General features: G+C 46.6%; 14 protein-coding genes and 1 tRNA gene. 10 read left to right on the top strand and 5 right to left on the bottom strand.

Annotated features, from left to right (window positions below):
- Positions 1–16 precede the first annotated feature (16 nt).
- Positions 17–991: a type II secretion system F family protein gene (locus QZZ22_RS11955; protein ID WP_292465172.1), complete on the top strand. Its 975-nt coding sequence runs from the start codon at positions 17–19 to the stop codon at positions 989–991.
- Here the strand turns inward: QZZ22_RS11955 and QZZ22_RS11950 are convergent.
- The 3 genes from QZZ22_RS11950 to QZZ22_RS11940 form a co-directional block, all read right to left on the bottom strand.
- Positions 984–1,562, bottom strand: a complete 579-nt coding sequence (locus QZZ22_RS11950; RefSeq protein ID WP_292465169.1) for a FumA C-terminus/TtdB family hydratase beta subunit — start codon at positions 1,560–1,562, stop codon at positions 984–986. The genes QZZ22_RS11955 and QZZ22_RS11950 overlap by 8 nt on opposite strands.
- The gene (locus QZZ22_RS11945; RefSeq protein ID WP_292465167.1) at positions 1,559–2,398 is read right to left on the bottom strand and encodes a fumarate hydratase; all 840 of its coding nucleotides are present in this window, start codon (positions 2,396–2,398) and stop codon (positions 1,559–1,561) included. The genes QZZ22_RS11950 and QZZ22_RS11945 overlap by 4 nt, the downstream gene beginning before the upstream one ends.
- Positions 2,399–2,413: 15 nt before the next feature.
- Positions 2,414–2,499: transfer RNA gene (locus tag QZZ22_RS11940), tRNA-Leu, on the bottom strand.
- A gap of 263 nt (positions 2,500–2,762) precedes the next feature.
- On the opposite strand from QZZ22_RS11940, the gene QZZ22_RS11935 reads away from it, so the two are divergent.
- Positions 2,763–2,975, top strand: coding sequence for a winged helix-turn-helix domain-containing protein (locus tag QZZ22_RS11935; RefSeq protein ID WP_256622032.1), 213 nt, complete (start codon positions 2,763–2,765; stop codon positions 2,973–2,975).
- Positions 2,976–3,180: 205 nt separating this feature from the next.
- Positions 3,181–6,603 (top strand): DNA polymerase II large subunit, encoded by a 3,423-nt coding sequence (locus QZZ22_RS11930; protein ID WP_292465164.1) that lies wholly within the window; start codon positions 3,181–3,183, stop codon positions 6,601–6,603.
- A gap of 3 nt (positions 6,604–6,606) precedes the next feature.
- On the opposite strand, the gene mmp10 is transcribed toward QZZ22_RS11930, so the two are convergent.
- Positions 6,607–7,842 (bottom strand): methyl coenzyme M reductase-arginine methyltransferase Mmp10, encoded by a 1,236-nt coding sequence (gene mmp10, locus QZZ22_RS11925; RefSeq protein WP_292465162.1) that lies wholly within the window; start codon positions 7,840–7,842, stop codon positions 6,607–6,609.
- 358 nt (positions 7,843–8,200) lie between these two features.
- Here mmp10 and mcrB point away from each other — a divergent pair, with 358 nt between their 5' ends.
- The 6 genes from mcrB (at position 8,201) to QZZ22_RS11895 (ending at position 15,464) form a co-directional block, all read left to right on the top strand.
- Positions 8,201–9,505: a coenzyme-B sulfoethylthiotransferase subunit beta gene (gene mcrB, locus QZZ22_RS11920; RefSeq protein WP_292465160.1), complete on the top strand. Its 1,305-nt coding sequence runs from the start codon at positions 8,201–8,203 to the stop codon at positions 9,503–9,505.
- A gap of 39 nt (positions 9,506–9,544) precedes the next feature.
- Complete coding sequence (gene mcrD, locus QZZ22_RS11915; RefSeq protein ID WP_292465158.1) at positions 9,545–10,036, top strand: methyl-coenzyme M reductase operon protein D; 492 nt, start codon at positions 9,545–9,547, stop codon at positions 10,034–10,036.
- Positions 10,037–10,040: 4 nt separating this feature from the next.
- Positions 10,041–10,643: a methyl-coenzyme M reductase I operon protein C gene (gene mcrC / locus QZZ22_RS11910; protein WP_292465155.1), complete on the top strand. Its 603-nt coding sequence runs from the start codon at positions 10,041–10,043 to the stop codon at positions 10,641–10,643.
- Between the two features lie 12 nt (positions 10,644–10,655).
- Positions 10,656–11,402: a coenzyme-B sulfoethylthiotransferase subunit gamma gene (mcrG, locus tag QZZ22_RS11905; RefSeq protein ID WP_292465153.1), complete on the top strand. Its 747-nt coding sequence runs from the start codon at positions 10,656–10,658 to the stop codon at positions 11,400–11,402.
- Between the two features lie 14 nt (positions 11,403–11,416).
- Entirely contained in the window at positions 11,417–13,135 is a 1,719-nt protein-coding gene (gene mcrA, locus QZZ22_RS11900; RefSeq protein WP_292465150.1) for a coenzyme-B sulfoethylthiotransferase subunit alpha, read from the top strand.
- Positions 13,136–13,412: 277 nt separating this feature from the next.
- Positions 13,413–15,464: a hydantoinase/oxoprolinase family protein gene (locus QZZ22_RS11895; protein ID WP_292465148.1), complete on the top strand. Its 2,052-nt coding sequence runs from the start codon at positions 13,413–13,415 to the stop codon at positions 15,462–15,464.
- A 32-nt stretch (positions 15,465–15,496) separates the two neighbouring features.
- Here QZZ22_RS11895 and aroA read toward each other — a convergent pair whose 3' ends face one another.
- Complete coding sequence (gene aroA, locus QZZ22_RS11890; RefSeq protein WP_292465146.1) at positions 15,497–16,795, bottom strand: 3-phosphoshikimate 1-carboxyvinyltransferase; 1,299 nt, start codon at positions 16,793–16,795, stop codon at positions 15,497–15,499.
- Positions 16,796–17,199: 404 nt separating this feature from the next.
- Between aroA and QZZ22_RS11885 the strand changes: the two genes are divergently transcribed.
- Positions 17,200–21,039, top strand: coding sequence for a PAS domain S-box protein (locus tag QZZ22_RS11885; protein ID WP_292465144.1), 3,840 nt, complete (start codon positions 17,200–17,202; stop codon positions 21,037–21,039).
- The last annotated feature ends 114 nt before the right edge of the window (positions 21,040–21,153 follow it).

Below are 21,153 nucleotides of genomic sequence, written 5' to 3'. Positions count from 1 at the left end.
TTTAATCAGAAAAGGTATGATTACGAAAGATCTGCCCTCCGGCATGTCTCTGAGTGATGAGGAACTTTACAGACTTGAAGACAGCCTGATCAACTCCCGGATGGAAAATGCAAAAAAGAATGTAGCTATAAAAGATTTTTTCAAAAATCCGGGTGAGACATTTTATGCACATCCTGAATACACGCTCGCTATCAGTTTACCACTGGCCTTGCTTGTCTTTGCGCTGGGTATGAGAATAACATGGGGTACTCCACTAATAGATGATGTCCTGATTTTTACAGTCTTAGTGATTATTACTCCTCCAGCTATTGCATTTCATAAAAGGTTTACGAATATAGACAAAGTTGAGGAATATCTGCCAACTTTCCTCAGGGATCTATCAGAATTGAGCAGAGCAGGTCTCACTCTTTCAAAAGCTGTAAGCACAGTCGCAAAAGGTGAGTATGGTGCACTCACAAAAGAGGTTCAGCAGATGGATAAGTCTATGTCATGGGGAATATCTTTTGAGCAGACGCTTATTAACTTTTCAATAAGGGTGCCTACCCCTGTCATAGTAAGGTCTGTCTCGCTAATCAACCAGGCAAGCAGAGCAGGAGGGCGTGTGTCCTCTGTGCTGGAAGCAGCTGCTCGTGATGCCCGGGAAGTAAAGTTGCTTGAGCGCGAAAGGCGCGGAAATATGATGGTATATGTAGTAATCAGCTACATGTCTTTCTTTGTTTTCATTTTCGTTATTGCTATGCTTACCTCAACATTCGTTCCAACCATGGCAGAAGCAGGCAAAGCAGCCCAGGCCTCTGGAGCCGGTTCCGGTTTCATTGGTGCATTCGATCCGGCCCAGTATGCGAGAATAATGATGCATGCAGCAGTTATCCAGGGTTTTATGAGCGGGCTTGTTGCGGGGCAGATGGGCGAAGGAGCTGTTACTCAGGGACTGAAACATTCAGTTATCATGACCATGATCGCTTGGGTGATATTCACTTTCCTTATATAAGTCTGGAAAATATGTTCCTGGCTTTTTCATCTATTTTTGCAAAAAGATCATTGCCCTTCGCATCTATGCCTACAATGAGCGGTCCAAAGTTCTTTACCTTCAGCACCCACACAGCCTCGGGCATTCCCAGGTCCGACCAATATACGGTCTCTACTTTTTGAATATTCTCTGCAGCAAGGGCGGCGCATCCTCCGGTGAATGCAAGGTAGACGCATTTTCCTTTAAGCGGGCCGGCAACATTGTTCATGCCCCCTTTCCCTATAAGTGCGGTTACATTGTATCTTTCAAGAAGGCGGGGCGTCATTTTTGACATGCGTGCGCTTGTTGTCGGGCCAGCTGCAACGACCTCCCATTTATTATCTTTTTGTTCCATAAGGGGGCCACAATGATAGATGGCGGCTCCCTCAAGGTCAAACGGAAGCTCTTCTCCTCTTTCTGTAAATTCAAGTATGCGGGCATGAGCTTCATCACGGGCTGTCAGGACCGTGCCTGTGAGGTAAACAATGTCACCTGTTGAAAGCTGGTCGAGGTCTGATTTACTGAGAGGGGTGCTAAGGTGGAATTCCGTCATTTGACGCCTCCCAGTGTCACAGATGCATGCCTGTTGGCCCAGCATTGTATATTTACAGCTACAGGAAGGGATGCTGTGTGGCAGCAAGCCTTTTTCACATGCACTGCAAGAGCTGTGGTATCTCCCCCCAGTCCCATGGGGCCTATACCAAGGGAATTTATATCCTTCAGTATGCTTACTTCAAACCCATCCATCTTATTCGTATCTTCCAGTAATGCAAGCTTGGAAAGCCTTGCTGCTTTATCAAAAGAGCCTCCAATGCCAATTCCCACGATAATTGGCGGGCAGGGCTTGCCACCTGCCTTAAGCACCGTCTCAAGTACGAATTCGCGGATGCGGTCTGCTTCTGTTGGATTGAACATCTTAAGTGCGCTCATGTTCTCGGAACCTGCACCTTTCGGAGCTGCTGTGATTCTTATCTGGTCGCCTTCTACGAATTCGTATTTTATATCCGGTATTCCTTCGCCTGTATTTGTTCCGGTGTTATGGCGCGTGAGGGGGTCTACTGCATTCGGACGCAGGGGGATGCACTCAGTGGCAACCCTTGCTCCCTCAATAATAGCAGCCTCTATGTCAAAATCAAGCTTTACTGCTCTGCCGATCTCTACAAAAAAAATCAGGATACCTGTGTCCTGACACAACGGAATTTTTTTCCTGCCTGCAATATCGATATTCCTCAGAATAGCTTCAAGCTGCTCCCTTGCAATTGACGAGGATTCTTGTGCCTGTGCTTTTCGGAGCGCATCAATTACATCCTGCGGCAGTCCGGTCTGGGCCTTCTTTAGTATCTCAACAACGGAATTCACAATAATGCCGTAAGAAATATCTTCTGTCAAAAAAGATCACCTGTATGGTGCGGGAGAAGGGATTCGAACCCCCGAACGCCTTCGCGAGAAGATCTTGAGTCTCCCACCTTTGGCCGCTTGGTTACTCCCGCAATATGAGATTTACGACAATTCTACATCGGTATTAATTATAAATCTATCTGTTCCTTCCCTGCTGCTGGATATACCCGGATAGGTATGGATGTTTCTTTTATGCGAAACAGTTTTTTGTTCTGAATGGTATTTGCAAAGAATATTCCAAAACGATTAGGTTAAATATTTGCATCTCAATATTCTTTTATCAACCCGTGGAGTACTCAACCGGGACATTACTGTATAAAAGAAGCTGGGGGGCATTCTTATCAGAAGAAGTAGATTGGACATTACGCTTGCGATCTTGAAGATTGCTATGAATGGCGCCAAGAAAACGCAAATCGTATATGGGGCCAACCTTAATTCAACGATAGCGAACAAATATCTGGAACGACTTGAAGACAAACAGCTGATCGAGCAAAAGGGTAACCTGTTCGTTACAACGGACAAAGGTCGCGTGTATAAAGATCTTGCAAGTGAGCTTGATGTTCGCTAGTCTGGGCCATGACCTAATATTTTTCAAAACGTCCTATTCTTTATATTGGCAGGCAGTTGGGACCATCTTTCATTCCTCTGTTTATATGCTATTAGCTGATGCTTTTCTATGTAAGCGGCAATAAACGGTTCTTTCTGCAGGACAATACTTTTTATCCTCAAGTACATAGTACGGAGATAAAACAAATTGTCAGCAGAGGTTGTGAATGGGTGAGATAGTTGTAAGCGACTCCATGAAAGCTTATTTTGAAGGTCTGGAATCAAATCTAAAGCATGAGATCGAAATTGCTAACAGGGCACGCTCAAAAGGTAAGGATCCAAAACCCTGGGTGGAAATCCCTCTTGCAAAAGATATGGCTGACAGGGTCGAGAACCTCATAGGTGTTAAAGGCGTAGCTGAGCAGATACGCATATTTGAGGAGACCATGTCCCGTGAGGAAGGTGCTCTTGCAATCGGTAAAGCAGTCGCGGAAGGTATTGTAGGTGAATTCCCATCCAGGGCTGCAGCAATAGAGGCTGCTATTCGTGTTTCTGTTGCAATGCTTACAGAGGGTGTTGTTGCCGCTCCAATTGAAGGTATCGATCGTGTGGATATAGGCAAGAATGATGATGGTTCGGAGTACATCAGTATCTTTTATGCTGGCCCGATACGCAGCGCAGGAGGCACAGCCCAGGCATTGTCCGTGCTTGTGGGGGACTATGTAAGGCGTGCTGTGGGAATTGACAGGTACAAACCGCGCAAGGAAGAAGTTGAAAGGTATATTGAGGAGATCCTCCTGTACAGGCGCGTGGCTACATTGCAGTACACTCCCTCGGAAGATGAGATCAGGCTCATCGTTGAGAACTGTCCTATATGTATTGACGGGGAACCCACTGAAGCCGAAGAGGTGGAAGGTCACCGTAATCTGGAAAGGATCGAGACCAACAGGGTACGTGGGGGCATGGCCCTTGTACTTGCAGAAGGACTGGCACTGAAGGCTCCTAAGGTGCTAAAGCATGTCAACAAACTTGAACTGGATGGCTGGGACTGGCTCAACAAACTGATATCCGGTATAAAGAGTGATGAAAGTAAAGATGATTCAAAAGGTGTCAAGCCCAAAGAGAAATATCTAACCGACCTGATAGCAGGCAGGCCGGTATTCTCGCATCCCATGCGGCCTGGAGGTTTCAGGTTACGATACGGCAGGTCGAGGAACACATCGTTCGCAGCAGCAGGAATAAGCCCTGCAAGCATGGTCATACTGGATAGTTTTGTTGTCGCAGGCACGCAGCTCAAGGTTGAACGCCCCGGAAAAGCGGCAGGTATGGCTCCGGTTGATTCTCTGGAGGGACCCACTGTAAGATTAAAATCGGGGGATGTTCTCAGGATAGATGATGAAAAGATAGCTTATGAACTGCATCCTGAAGTGGAATGTATTATAGATATCGGCGAGATCCTCATAAATTATGGCGATTTCCTGGAGAATAATCATCCTTTAATTCCTGCTTCCTATTGTTTTGAATGGTGGATACAGGAATATGAGAAACTCACGGATGGCAGGGGGCCCGATATGCCTGACCTGAAAGACCCTTCTCAGGAGCTAGCACTTGAACTATGTAGTATTTATGATGTTCCGCTGCATCCCAAGTTCACCTATCTATGGCATGATGTAACTTTGGAGGAGTTTGTCACACTGTCTTCTTTTGTATCCTCCCACGGATCGTTCATTGGGGAGGATAATTGCCTCGAACTGCCTTTCGAACTATCCATTGAGGACGGTATCAAGATGATTCTTGAAAAGTTGCTGGTGCCTCATAGGATAAGGGACGAAAAGATAAGTATAGAAGCCCCAAAACCTTTCATCAGGTGCCTTGGTCTTGATGAGGGTCTAAGGAAGCAATGGGACTCTCTTCCCACCGGAGACACGCTCGATGCGATCAACAAGGTGAGTGGCCTCAAAGTGCGCGCACGTGCTCTTATGAGGATAGGAGCAAGAATGGGAAGGCCTGAGAAGTCCAACAAAAGGAAGATGACTCCTGCTCCTCATGTATTGTTCCCTATAGGTGATACCGGTGGCAATACCAGGAAACTGGAGACTGCTGCCAGTTATAAGGCGTCCATGAACGAGAAGGTGGGACTTATCCGTGTTGAGATAGGCAACAGGGTATGTCCCTCATGCGGTGCCCCTAGTTATGAATATCGTTGCGGTTGCGGAGATTTCACTGTTCCGAAGCTGTCCTGCCCAAGGTGTGGCATATCCGTGCAGAAGGCAGAATGTCCGAAATGCGGCACAAAGACAACTTGTGTGAAGATGCAAGCCATTGATTTCAAGAGTATTTACCAGGGTGCATTCGATAGGCTTGGAGAACGTGAAAGCAATATCGAGCAGCTCAAAGGTGTTAAGCGGATGATGTCAAAGGACATGACGCCCGAACCTCTGGAAAAGGGCATACTGAGAGCAAAGCATGATATATTCACTTTCAAAGACGGGACCGTAAGGTACGATATGTCGGATATCCCCCTGACACATATCCGGGCTGATGAACTGGGCATCACTGTTGACATGCTGCATGAGCTCGGATATACTGAGGATATTTATGGAAAAGATATTGAGAGCGAAGACCAGGTTGTATGCCTGAAGGTGCAGGATATCGTCGTTTCCTATGACTGTGCGGAGTACCTGATGCGCACGACCAAATATATCGATGATCTGCTTGTGAAATACTATAAAGAGGAGCCTTTCTACAATGCTGAGGTTATCGAGGACCTGGTTGGTGTGCTTGTTATGGGTCTTGCTCCCCACACATCCGCGGGTGTGCTTGGCAGGCTGGTAGGTTTCACAAAAGCTTCGGTAGGTTATGCCCATCCGTTCTTCCATGCGGCAAAGAGGCGCAACTGTGACGGTGATGAGGACTGTGTCATGTTGCTTATGGATGGGTTGCTGAACTTCTCGCGCGACTATCTTCCGGACAAGAGAGGCGGGAAGATGGATGCTCCTCTTGTGCTGACCACCAGGATAGATCCGAGCGAAGTTGATAAGGAAGCTCACAATATTGACGTATGTGACCACTACCCGCTTGAATTCTACGAGGCGACCCTTCTGTACCCCAACCCCAAGGATTTCGAGAAGATCATAGACCTTGTGAGCCGCAGACTCAATACGCCTCTGCAGTATGATAATTTCATGTTCACTCATGATACTGCCGATATTGCTGCAGGGCCTCTGCATTGCGCCTATAAGACACTTGGAAGTATGGTGGATAAAATGGACGCGCAACTCGCCCTGGCCGACAAGATACGCGCAGTTGACGCGGCAGATGTTGCTGAAAGGGTGCTCATGTCCCACTTCCTGCCTGATATGTTCGGTAACCTCAGGGCTTTTTCAAGGCAGGGTACAAGATGTGTGAAGTGCGCTGCTAAGTTCAGGCGCCCACCACTGACCGGAACCTGTCCCAAGTGTGGGGGGAACGTGATACTTACGGTCCACGAAGGTGCGGTCAAGAAGTACCTTGAAGTTTCCAAAAGGGTTGCGGAAAAGTACAATGTCTCAAGTTATACGAAACAGAGGATAGACCTTCTGGGACTGGACATGAAGTCCCTGTTCGAGAATGATAAGTCCAGGCAAGTGGGTCTCTCTGAGTTCATGTAGGCATCATTTCTTAAGCGGAAGTCCGATAGCGTTTATTTCCTGTATGAGCTCTGTGAATTGCTTAATCTCAAACTCCAGGACTTCTTTTTTTGTCATCCCGATCGACATTTCGCCATCATAGCTCAACATATCCGGTCCCCTGCGCACGAACCTGTCGGTACCGTCCCTTGAAAGCATTTTCTTTGCTTCCGGGTCATGTACGAAAGCCCTTCCGGGAATTATCACTGTCTCTTTGATACCATTAAGGTCAAGCGCTTCCAGATCTTCTATGGTAATAAGGCAGCCTATGTCCTTACCTACTGCAACTACATTTACGATGCTGCCCAGTTTTCTGAAAATCTCAGCAAGCCTTTCTACCGCGGCCCTGCTTGTAAGCAGTGTGGCCTCTTTTGTGATTCTTGGGAGCTGTGCAAGTGCATTTTCATCATTTCGCAGGGCAAAGGGTGAACCTATAAGGGGGTCTTCAAGCGGGGTGCCTGTGATCCGCAGATTATGTTTCTGGGCAGCCTGTCGTACAATACTGGTGAACTCTTCTATGCTGTGACTCTCTATCCCCTCCATTACAGGAGCGTTATTGAGTATGAGGCCTTCATCGAGCCTGTTGGCAAAGCGCATTAGTATGGCCCCTTTTGCTCCCATGGTCTCAAGATCGCCAAGCGTCTTCTCAAGCACTTCTCCGTCGTTTATTCCGGGTATGACCACAATGGCTGCATAAACATCACAGCTGCTGCAGAAGTCCCTGAGGACCTGCAATGATGCTTCCGGGTGCATGTCGTGCATATATTTCCCACGTATTTCGGGGTCTGTTGCAAAAACGGTAAATGAAACCTCGGTAACTCCGTAATTTATGAAGAACTCAGCTTCGTTCCCTTCACTAAACCCTTTGCCACTGGTGTATCCCAGGTGGATGGGCAGTCCAAATTGTGAGAGATTGGCTACCAGGGGCATCAGTTCGGGATAGCAGCTTACGTCTCCTCCCCCGCTGATAGTTATCTTCTCGATGTTCTCCTGATTGAAACGCATCTTCTGGTATGTTTCCTGGAACACGTACTGCGCAGGTTTGAATCCTGAGTATGATTCCCGTACCCCTCTGGTGCAATAGTCGCAACCTTTCAGGAACGGAAAACAATACTTGCATCCAAAGGGCTGTACTTCCTTCACTTTTTTGAAATAACAATATGTGCAAAATCCCTTGCAATCAGTTCCGGGATTACCTCCCACATCTGCGATGATTTCCATAGTGTTTTTTAGACACTATTTGTACTACTTAAAGTTTTGCGATACATTATTATCTATCTTTTTGAACCTTCATCTAAAGTCCGGTTAAATAAATATTGAATGGAAAATGGGTCATTTTAAGGATGAAAAAGAAATCAATCTCAAAAATATTTTATACCTCTGTCTGATGATTGCGGGATTGGGAGCGGTATGATGCAAAAGGTTTAAACACCATCATTACTTAATAGTTCCGAGAATTCCCGATGGAAATTTTTCGTACAGGAAGTATATGTGGTACAGAGTAATTGTTCGTCAGTGACTCGAACTGTACATTTCCGGTTGGGTGATTTCTGAATAAGAACATAGGAGGAAAATACACGTGTCTGATAAAATAGACATCTACGACGATAGAGGTAAATTGCTGGAAAGCGGTGTCGATCTTATGGATATTGCGCCAACAAGAAACGCAGCAATTCAAAATATCATTAAGGATACCAAGAGAACCGTTGCAGTCAACCTTGCCGGTATCGAGAAAGCTCTCGAGAGCGGAAAGATGGGCGGCCTCGGACGCAAGATCCTTGGAAGAGAACTCAACTACGATATTGTTGCCAACGCAGGCGCAATCCAGGATGCAGTCGCAGGCTTCATCAGGGCAAAAGAAGGCGATGACACTAACGTAAAGATGCTCGCAGGTGGAAAGCAGCTTATTGTACAGGTACCAAGCGTAAGGGCACTTGTAGGCGCTGACTATGTATCTGCAAGTACTGTTACCGGTGCAGCAGTCGTTCAGGCAATCATCGACATGTACAAGACTGATATGTTCGACGCACCAATCGTCAAGTCCGCTGTATGGGGAAGCTACCCGCAGACCATGGACATGATGGGTGGAAACATTGCATCGATCCTCAGTATCCCACAGAACAACGAAGGTCTTGGTTTCTCACTCAGGAACATCACTACAAACCACGTCGCAGCAATTGCCGGCAAGAAGGCAATGAATGCAGCAGCACTCTCATCAATATTTGAGCAGGTCGGTATGTACGAGATGGGTAACGCTGTAGGTCCTTTCGAGAGGCACCAGTTACTTGGTCTTGCATTCCAGGGTCTTAACGCAAACAACATCGTTTACGACCTCGTAAAGGAGAATGGTAAGGCCGGTACTATCGGTACTGTAGTCCAGTCCGTAGTTGACAAGGCTCTTGAAGCAGGTATCATATCTGTTGACAAGACAGCACCATCCGGATACAACTTCTACAAGGCGAATGACGTCTCTATGTGGAATGCATGTGCAGCAGCAGGCCAGCTTGCAGCTACCATGGTAAACTGTGGTGCAGGAAGAGCAGCTCAGAATGTTTCATCAACTCTTCTGTACTTCAACGACATTCTCGAGAAGGAAACAGGTCTTCCAGGCTGTGACATGGGCAGATCCCAGGGTACAGCGGTCGGTTTCTCCTTCTTCAGTCACTCCATTTACGGTGGCGGCGGACCAGGTATCTTCAACGGTAACCACGTTGTGACCAGGCACTCCAGAGGTTTCGCAATTCCATGTGTCTGTGCAGCAGTTTCACTCGATGCAGGTACACAGATGTTCACAGTCGAGAAGACATCAGCACTTGTGGGCAACGTGTTTGGATCAATACCAGAGTTCAAGGAGCCTATCAAGGCAGTAGCAGGAGCTCTCTAAGGCACAAAACCCAGTTAGAATACCGAAGGTTAAACAAATATGTCCGATGCTTCTACAAATGCAGATTACCTGCAACTTGAGATATTTCCCAGCAGGCTATTAAGTCCATCCAGAGCTGAGACTTTGCTCAATGAGATAGCCTTGTTGGAAGGCGTTGTCAGGTTCTTCGTTCACGGACCCAGGGTTCCGCAAACAGTACCTTATGGTCCTGCTACCGGTGAAACCGTCGATCACCCTGCAAACAAGGTGATAATGGTCGCCGGCCAGGAGGTAGACCTTGAAGTGAGCGTAGGTGGCATTCGCTTGGAAGTTACCGATGCCGATGTAAAAGAAGACATCAGGGAGATCTGTGACAGATTGCTCCCGTTCTCGTATGAGTTCAGGGAAGGTCTTTTCATACCAACCAAACAGACCGTTACCGATTACGCAAAACGCGGCTCGGATGCGGACCCGATGTTGATTGGAATGGCCGATCCAAAGGGCAAACTGAGAAATAAACCCATATGTATCCTGAATAAGAAAAGCGAGTGATACTATGTTCGACCGGGAAACACAGGTTGTTGACTGCAGGCATGGCATGGGCCTTGGCAGAGGAGGAGGGCTCGCACAGCGGGGAACCATCTCTGAAACCGGGAGGGCCGATGTAATTGCTGTTGCAATGAGTCCCGGGAGAAGACATATCACAAAGCCCGTATGTGAACTCACATATGGTATGCGCCGTGAAGAGATACAGGTAAGTGTAATGGTCCTGAACACAGGTTCAGGGGTTCCGGACACGAATCTGGGTTCCGGTTCTTTCGGGATAAGCCCGGAAGAGGTCGCACAGATAAACAGGCACAAGGTCGCTGTGATCCACACAGGTAACATAAGGGACCATGTGATACGGAAAGTAAAGGCAATTCTGGAAGAAGCAAGCGTTCCTGCAGTAGTTGTCTGTCAGACCCTCGTGGATTTCGAGGATTTTGCAGAGGCAGGAGTGAAGACAAGACTTGTGAAACCTAAAGATAACGATATTCTGACAAAAGGAAGGGTTATGGAAATTGTGACAGGAGTAACACGAGGAGAATCATGTTCAAGGGAAAAGCTGAACGAACTCGTGAAAGCTGTAAAGATCACAATGAGATCATTAGAGAATTAGGAGTGAATGATTATGGTATATAAACCACAGTTTTATCCAGGAGCAACATCCGTTGCAGAAAACAGAAGGAAGCACATGTCCGGTAATGTGGAGAAGCTCAGAGACATCTCCGACGATGACCTGACTCTTATACTGGGACACCGTGCACCAGGCAGTGACTACCCAAGCACCCACCCACCACTTGCAGAAATGGGTGAGCCAGACTGCTCCGTGAGGCAGCTCGTAGAAGCAACACCAGGCGCAAAGGCCGGTGACAGAGTAAGGTACGTACAGTTCGTTGACTCAATGTACAACGCACCTGCAACCCCATACTTCAGATCATACGCAGCAGCTATCAACTTCAGAGGTGTCGACCCAGGAACACTCTCCGGCCGTCAGGTCGTTGAGGCTCGTGAGAGAGACATGGAACAGCTTGCAAAGTTCCAGATAGAGACAGAGATGACCGACCCGGCACTTGCAAGCCTGAGGGGCGCAACAGTCCACGGTCACTCACTGAGACTTCCGGAAGATGGCTTGATGTTCGACATGCTCGACAGGTGCAGGAAAGAAGGCAACATCGTCATAATGCACAAGGACCAGGTAGGAAGGCCAATCGATAAGAAGGTCAACCTCGGAAAGCCAATGTCAGAGGAAGAAGCCGCAAAGAGGACAACCATTTACCGTGTTGACAATGTCGCATTCAGAGATGACAAGGAAGTCATTGAATGGGTCCACAGAGTATTCGACCAGAGAACCATCTACGGCTTCAAGCCTGAATAAATGAGGTGATGATAATGGCAAATGACAGAAAGAAGATGTTTGCAAAACACATGGAAATCAAGTTCACACAGGAACATGGAAACAACAAGATGCAGGGTGGTGAGATCACTGATATGGTCGGTAAGTATTACAGACTCGGTGTCGAACAGAATCCCCGCAAAGTGGAAATGAAAAAGGCAGGTCAGGAAATCTCAAAGAAGAGAGGACTTGTCGGTTACAATCCAATGATGCACTGCGGTGGTATCCCACTCGGTCAGAGAGCACTTACCCCCTCCTTCATCTCCGGTACGGACATGATGGTCGAGATCGATGATCTTCACTACGTCAACAACGCTGCAATGCAGCAGATGTGGGACGACATCAGAAGGACTGTGGTCGTTGGTATGGACATGGCACACGAGACACTCGAGAAAAGACTCGGTATCGAAGTCACACCAGAAACTATCAACCACTACCTTGAGACCCTCAACCACGCACTCCCAGGCGGAGCAGTAGTTCAGGAGCACATGGTCGAAACTCACCCTGCGCTTGTAGATGACTGTTACGTCAAGGTGTTCACAGGTGACGATGAACTTGCAGATGAGATTGACAAGCAGTTCCTTATCGACATCAACAAGCAGTTCCCTGCAGAACAGGCAGAGACAATCAAGGCAGCTATTGGAAAGACAAGCTGGCAGGCAGCCCACATTCCAACCATTGTCAGCAGAACAACAGATGGTGCACAGACAAGCAGATGGATGGCCATGCAAGTCGGTATGTCCTTCATCTCCGCATACAGCATGTGTGCCGGTGAAGCAGCAGTAGCTGACCTTTCATATGCAGCAAAGCACGCAGGTGTGCTCTCAATGGGTGAGATGCTCCCTGCAAGACGTGCACGTGGTCCAAACGAGCCTGGTGGAATATCCTTCGGTCACTTCGCAGATATCATCCAGACCAGCCGTGTAACACCTGAAGACCCTGCAAAGGTCGCTCTTGAGGTAGTAGGCGGAGGCTGTATGCTCTATGACCAGATCTGGCTTGGATCATACATGTCTGGTGGAGTAGGTTTCACACAATACGCAACAGCTGCATACACCAACAACATCCTTGATGACAACCTCTACTACGATGTAGACTACATCAATGACAAGTACGATGGTGCAGCAACCACCGGTAAGGACAACAAGGTCAAGGCAACCCTCGAAGTTGTTAAGGACATTGCAACAGAGTCCACCATCTACGGTATTGAGAACTACGAGAAGTACCCGACAACACTCGAAGACCACTTCGGTGGATCACAGAGAGCAACAAGCCTTTCCGCAGCAGCAGGTTGCGCAACATCAATTGCAACAGGCAATGGAAATGCTGGTCTTTCTGCATGGTACCTCTCTATGTACCTGCACAAGGAAGCACTCGGAAGACTCGGTTTCTTCGGTTACGACCTGCAGGACCAGTGTGGTGCAACCAATGTGTTGTCCTACCAGTCCGACGAAGGTCTGGCTCTTGAGCTCCGTGGACCAAACTACCCCAACTACGCAATGAACGTAGGACACCAGGGTGGATACGCAGGTATCACATCCGCTGCACACGCAGGCCGTGGAGACGCATTTGCAGTCAACCCACTGATCAAGGTCTGTTTCGCAGATGCACTCCTGCCCTTTGACTTCACTGCACCAAGGAAGGAATTCGGTAGGGGAGCTCTCAGAGAGTTCGAACCAGCTGGTGAGAGATCACTCATCATCCCTGCAAAGTAAACAACAGTAGAACAAGAGTAGGCTTTTTGCCTGCTCCTCTTTTCTTTTTTGTACTCATTTTCTGGCAGTCTTCGGATAACACTATCCATGAATATAGATTTCATCGGTGTGAATCTGCGTTAATCCGCGTCTGAAGTAAACAACTCATGAACACAGATTTCTGATACCTTCTTTCTTATTCATTGTTATTGGTAATGCTTAAATATTGCAAAACCCTTGTTTTTGATATACTTTCTGAATGTAACCTACTATGCCTATTTTTCAAGGAGTGCGTAACATGCAATACAGTCTGGGAATCGATGCAGGTGGAACGTTTACGGACGCTGTTATAGTTCGTGACTCGGATGGGATAATAGTGGAATCTGCCAAGGTACTTACTACATATCCTGATCCTATAAACGGTATTAAAAAAGTGATTGATGAACTGACGCCTGATTATGTGAAAAATGTTAAGCTGGTCTCTGTTTCAACGACCCTGTCCACAAATACCATACTTGAGGATACCGGCTTCCCTGTGGGTGTGATACTGGTAGGGGATTATGTGATCCCGAAGGAAGGTTTTCCCGCAAAGTACTACGTGCAGCTTAACGGAGGACATACCAGTAATGGAGAGGAAGCTACGCCACTGGATGAGGAAGGGGTTAAAAGGTTCGCAATGGAAATAAAAGATTATGTTGCAGCGTTTGCAGTATCTTCTTTTTTCAGCAACAGGAATTCGGATCATGAGCTCAGGGTGAAGAAGATCATCAGGGATCTTACAGGGTTGCCGGTAGTATGCGGGCACGAACTTTCACAGGAAGTGGGAGCATATGACCGTTCCATAACTGCTTACCTGAACGCTCAGCTACTCCCCATTACGCATAAGTTCATCCAGTCCATTATGCAGGATATCAGTTCAAGGGGCATTGATGCTAACCTTCTCATGCTCAAATGTGACGGCTCGGTCGTTGGTATGGAAGAGGCACTTGAGAGACCCATTGAATCTATTTTTTCAGGACCTGCTGCCAGTCTTGTAGGCGCAGCGTACCTCACAGGATATGACACATGTGCAATGGTGGATGTAGGAGGTACAAGCACCGATGTCGCACTTATCAGAAACGGTATCCCAGAGCTCAGCGACCAGGGAGCTGTTGTCGGGGGCTGGAAGACCATGGTGAAAGCCATAAAAATGGAAACCTCTGCAACAGGTGGTGACAGCCATGTATGGGTTCATGATGAGCGGATGTTCATAGGACCCCGGAGAGTTATCCCGCTCTGCCGTGCCGCAGTCGAGTATCCGGGCTTTATGACCAAACTCCAGGAGTGCAAGGCACCTTCCAGAAAGCTGTTCTGCGAGAACGTACAGCCTACTAAGTTCTTTGTGAGGACAGCTACAAAACCACTGGAACTGAACAGGTTCGAGGAAGAAGTATATGATGCCATACAGAGCGTGCCGATATCATATCATGAACTCTTCCTCCGGCTTAAGAAGCAGCCCGGGGTCAGATCACTGGACAGCCTTATCCAGAAACGTCTTGTTCAGGCAATCGCATTCACACCTACCGACGCATTGCATGTGCTTGGTGAATTCCGGCTATGGGATGCAGAAGCATCGATCATAGGCGCTGAGAGGCTTTCAAAGTTTGTAAAAATGACGAAAGAGGAGTTCTGCTCCGAGGTGAGGCGGAAGGTAGCAAAGAATATGGCTCACGACCTTATCTCGTATCTGGTGGAAGGCATCCCCGAATCTGTTGTTGACCGGATTCTCTCCGGTGAGAACTTCACTCGCTTTAAAATAGAAACTCCTGTCGTACTGCTGGGCGGTCCTGTAGGTGCCTTTAAGGAAGAGATGGAAAAGCTCATAGATGCTCAGATAGTGGTTCCCGAATATTCCAGTGTTGGTAATGCAGTAGGTGCCCTTGTAGGTAAAGGCATCAAGCGTGTGGAAATACTTGTTAAGAGGGATTTTGCCCCTATAACCGGTGAGGATGTAACTCTGGAAGAACTGAAGAATGCAAAGGAGGTTCTGAAATACTTTGTGTTCGCCCCTGATGGCAGGTACATATTCCCCGAACATCTGGAAGCCATTGAATACGCAATCATCACAGCAAAGAAACTTGTAATGGACTATATGCAGGCAGCTGGATATTCTCCCCGCGAGGTGGAAATAGAAGTCACAAGGAAAGAACTTTCCATCAGGGAAGGAGAAGAGCCTGTTGAGACCAAGGTCATTGTGGTGGGTATAGGCACATCACGGGCAGTGGTCGAAAAGGATGTGGTTCCTGATTACATGAGAAAGAAGGCCATCAGCTCCCGCAGAGCTTCAGAGTTCTCGTATTCCGGGAAGTGAATGGAGGGTAATTCCCTTCACTTTTTATTTTTCTAATTATCTTTCGGACCTCCGGATACTTTCAGGTCTGCTCCGATGGATCTCATATCTTCAAAGAACTCCGGGTAGGATATATCAATAGACTCGACCGTATCGACCGTAGTGTTCCCTGCCACCATGCCGGCAATTGTAAGTGACATCACTATCCTGTGATCATGCCAGCCGTGTACCTCGGCACCGTGCAGTTCCCCTCCGGTTATTGTGAGGCTGTCCTTTTCTTCTTTGATATTGATTCCCATTTTTGTGAGCTCCACTGCCATCGCATGTAGCCTGTCTGTCTCCTTGTAGCGGACATGCTCGGCATTTCCTATCACAGTGACACCCTCTGCGCATGCTGCCAGCACTGCAATAGTGGGCACCAGGTCAGGGGTGGCTCCGACATCGAATGTGGTGCCTTTGAGTTTCCTGTTCCCTGCCACGCTCACGATGCCTTCTTCCATGTTCCATGATATGTCAGCTCCCATGCGCCTAAGCACATCGATGATCTCAACGTCGCCCTGTTTTGAGGGGAAGAGGTTCTTGACCACGACAGAGGACCTTGTGATGGCCGCTGCCGCGAGCAGATAGGAAGCTGATGAGAAATCGCCTGGAACCGTATACTCTTTGAGATTATACTTCTGGCCTGCAGGGATGATGAAAGTAATATTACCATTCTCTTTTACGATTATTTTCACACCCGCCTGTCTTAGAAGTTCGATTGTGACATCCACGTATGGTCTGGACTTAAGATTGCCTTTTATGGAGATTACCGTATCGTTGGCTGTGAGAGGACAGGCTATGAGCAAAGCAGATATGAACTGGGAGCTGATGGACCCATCTATCATAGCAGTGCCACCATTAAGTCCACCTTTTACCACAATTGGCGCACATCCGTTGTCACGGGTGGAAAATGCCTCTACTTCCAGGTCATTCAGTACTTCAAGGAGGGGTTTGTTGGGGCGCGTCCTGATGGAGCTGTCACCTGTCAGTACCGTCGTGCCTTTTACTACAGCTGAAATGGCTGTCATGAATCTCAAAGTAGTACCGGAATTCGCAACATCGATAACATTATCAGGTAAATTTGGCTTTCCCCTGAATCCGTGGACTGCAAGTCTATCCCCCTGCATGTCAACACGCGCACCAAAGGCCTCACAGGCCCTTACAGTTGCCAGTGTATCGGCCGACAGGAGTGGCCTATGAATAACGCACTCTTCTGAGAGTGACGCGATAGCAATGGCTCTATGAGTATAGCTTTTTGAAGACGGTGCAAATACTTCACCATTAATCTTAGAGATGCCGGCAGATACTTTCATTTTATCCTCTTTTTCCTAAAACGACATCACTATTTGCATTGGAGTGCATTTTCACAAGCATCAATGCTTATATCATTGTTGCATTCTGGCATATAGCGATGGTGTGCACATACGTATATTTGCACTGGATTGCACCTAATCCTATAAAATAAGTACCTTTAAAGATTATGCATTAGAACCTCAGCTAGCAAAAATAGTTATTATAGCAGAGTAATTAATGATAGTAAGGTTTTCGTATGGTGGCGACTTATATATCCCAATCAATATATATGCATACTAATATACTATAATTTGATTATATGTTCATCTGAATATAAACTTATAGTGGATATAGACGAGGTAGTAAAATGGACGGGCAAGCCAGAGCCGAAAAAAATATAACGATGATTCAAAGAGTTACTGTTTTGTATCTTCTTCTGGCTAGTGCTTGGATCATATTGTCTGACACTTTTCTGGGATTGTTCGCCTTCGATATGGCCCTCTACTCCAAACTTCAGACCTATAAAGGGTGGACTTTTGTACTCATCACCGGGTCGCTATTGTATCTATACCTGAAACCGCGGACCGAATCACTCAGAAAGTCGCAGAACGCTCTTTTCGAAGTAAAGGAAGAACTTCGTGAAAGTGAGGAGAAATACAGGACAGTGGTCAATGGGATGATTGACACGGTATGGGTTATTGACTTTGATAGTCGCATCATAGATGTAAATGATGCTGTCACCGATGCTCTGGGTTATTCCAGAGATGAACTGCTTTCTATGGGACCCGAAGACATTGATGGCACATTAAGCCCGGAAGAGGTAAAAAGTCTGGTTGGTCGAATGAAGACAGACCAGAATCCGATATTTGAAACGACGCATGTTGCTAAAGATGGAAGGATTATCTATGTGGAGATAAAATCAAGTCTGGTGACCTATAAGGGGAAACAAGTTATCCTGAGCATTGCAAGAGACATTACTGAACGTAAGCTTGCAGAAGAAACAAATCAGTATCTACTGGATCTGCTTAAACGTACAGGGGAAATGGCCAAAGTTGGGGGGTGGAAATATGATGCACAAACTTTGGAGGGTACCTGGACTGCTGAAGTTGCCCGTATCCACGATATGGACCCTCTTGATCCAACTAACGTGGAGAGAGGTCTCAGTTTTTACACAGAGGTATCGAAGCAGAAAATCACCGATGCTACAAATGAGGCTATCATAAATGCAATTCCTTATGACCTTGAACTGGAAATGCTAACTGCAAAAGGTAACACTAAATGGGTCAGGACAATAGGAAAACCTGTTATTGAGAATGGTAAGGTCAAAATGATCATCGGTTCATTCCAGGATATCACAAAACACAAGCTGGCTGAGAAACGTGAATGCCATCTGAAAGAAGTGCTTCTGGGAATTAGAAATGTGAACCAGCTCATTACTAAGGAAAATGATCCCGAACAACTTATATTAAAAGCTTGCCAGAATCTGACCGAGACCCTGGGATATTATAATGCATGGATTGCGGCACTTGATGCGAAAGGGGCTGTAATATCAACAACCTCTTCGGGTTATGGTGATAGTTTCCAGGCATTCAGCAAACAACTGGACCAGGGTATATTCCCTGCATGTATGAGAACTGTTCTTGGAACCAGACAGATCACAATCATAAGCAAACCTGCTGAGACTTGTTCAGGTTGTCTTTTAGCGCATGAATGTCCCGAAAGTGCTGTTATGTGCTGTTCTCTGCAATACAATAATAGTTTATATGGCGTTCTGACAGTTTCTGTTTCACCTGAATATGCTTATCTTGAAGAAGAACAACATCTTTTCAATGAAGTGGCAGATGATCTGGGATTTGCATTCTATAAGTTCGAGATCGAGGATAAACGAAGGAAAGCTGAAGATGATCTTAAAAGAAGACTTAATTATGAGCTCGCAACCGTAGAATGTATGCGCTTCCTGCTTGAGCCGGAAGACCTGGATGTAATATTGCCGGGGGTACTGGGACGACTCCATCGTACTGCAGATGATAGTAGGTCTTATATATTCCAGAATGAGGAGGATTCCAAGCTTGGCCTTTGCATGTCCCAGATATACGAGATTGTTGGTGATGGCGTCACTGAACAAATAGATAATCCTGTTCTCAAGCATCTACCATACAGTGAGGGATCTACTACACTCCTTGCAACATTGCAGTCAGGACAGCACTATGCACATGTAGTAGAGGAACTTGATGAACCGGACAGGACCATCCTTGCAGAACAAGGCATACTTTCGGTCTTGATTCTGCCAATATTCTCGGGGCCGGACTTTTGGGGTTTCGTCGGGTTCGATGATTGTGTTAGTGTCCGGCAATGGCATGAGGACGATATCAAGCTTCTTCGGGTTGTGGCTGACGGTATCGGTGAAGCTGTCCATCGCAAGAATTCGGAAAAGGCACTTAAAGAAAGTGAAGAGCGATTCAAGGCACTCCACAATGCATCATTTGGGGGTATCGCCATCCATTATAAGGGACTTATACTGGATTGCAACCAGGGCCTTTCCGAACTATCGGGTTACACTCTTGAAGAACTCGTCGGGATGGATGGATTGCTTCTGATAGCTGAAGTTTCCCGCGAGAAAGTGATGAGTAACATACTCTCTGGTTTCGAGGAACCTTATGAAGCTGTAGGTCTTCGCAAGGACAGCACAGAGTATCCGATCAGGCTGGAAGCAAGAAATATTCCATACAAGGGAAAACAGGTTCGTGCCGTAGAGTTCAGGGACATTACCGAACAGAAACAATCAGAGGCAGCAGTACGGGAAAGCGAAGCCAAACTTAGTGCCATGATTTCAAATATCGCCGATGTTATCGCAATCATTGACAAGGATGGTATTAACAGGTTCAAAAGCCCCAATATTGAGAGATGGTTCGGCTGGAAACCAGAAGATGTTGTTGGGAGCTCTACATGGGAGAACATCCATCCGGATGATCTTTCTCATATACGGGAGGTCTTTGCAAGTCTACTCGATGACCCTGGCTCTACAGTATCTGCGGAATCCCGGTATCGCTGTAAGGATGGAAGTTACAAATGGATGGAATTCACTGCCACTAATCTCCTGCACGATCCTGCTATAAGAGGAGTTCTTCTGAACTATCATGACATCACCGGTCGCAAAGAGTCAGAAGACGCGCTGCGTGAAAGTGAACGGAAGTTCAGAAACTATATTGAAAGTGCACCATCCGGTATCTTCATACTTGATGAAAAGGGTCATTTTCTTGAGGTCAACAAAGCTGCCAGCGTACTTACAGGTTATTCGGAAAGTGAATTGATCGGAATTCTTTTTAGCGATATACTATCCACTGAGTTCCAGATGAAAAATTATCAAAAGTTCCTGGGCCTCGAAAGCAATGGATATGCTTCAGATGATCAATCCATTGTGCGTAAAGACGGAGCTGTAATCTGGATGAGGATTGACGCTATCAAGCTTTCAGAGACTCGCTATCTTGTTTTTGCAAGTGATATTACTGAAAAGAAGAAGGCTGAGTATTCCCTGGTCGAAGCCAAAATGATGGCTGAAGAGAACAGCCGCATCAAGTCCGAGTTTCTGGCGAACATGAGCCATGAACTACGCACACCTCTTACAGCTGTGATTGGTTTTTCAGATATTCTGAGTATGCAGAGTGTTGGTGAACTGAATGATAAGCAAATCGAATATGTTGACCATATTCTGAGAAGCGGCAAACACCTACTTGAAGTTATCAACGATGTCCTGGACCTATCAAAAATCGAAGCAGGTAAAATGGAACTCGATTGTGAGGACATCTCTGTTTCGGAGTTGCTTGCCGAGGTTCAAAGATCACTGTATCCGCTGTCAGTAAGGAAAGGTATCGATGTTGATATAATGGATGATATCCAGGACCCGTATATATTTGCTGACAAACTAAAATTCAAGCAGATCATATACAATCTGTTGAGCAATGCTATCAAGTTCACTCCGGATAATGGCAAGGTCAAAGTCATCGCCATAAGGTCCAATAACATCATCGAAATATCAGTTTCAGATACTGGCATAGGGATTCCTGCACATAGGTCTGAAGAGATATTCGATCCTTTCATGCAGGTCGACGCATCAAACAAAAGAAGATATGGGGGTACAGGTCTGGGACTTGCGCTTGTCAGGCGATTTATTGAGATGCATGGTGGCAAGATCCAGGTGGAAAGTGAGGAGGGGAAAGGAAGCACATTTACATTTTCTATTATGGATCAGAAACATGATATGTAAATGATGAAAAAGAATATATTGTATGCCTTTAATGCCAATAATATTTGTCATGGATGTTGCCTGGTGTCACCGTGGTGCCCTCCTTTCGATGTATTCAATTAGATTAAATACTAT

This window comes from Methanolobus sp. (genome assembly GCF_016278365.1).
Taxonomy (GTDB): Archaea; Halobacteriota; Methanosarcinia; order Methanosarcinales; family Methanosarcinaceae; genus Methanolobus.
The sequence above is the reverse complement of the archived record's forward strand: the minus strand, read 5'-3'. Positions and strand labels throughout refer to the sequence as shown.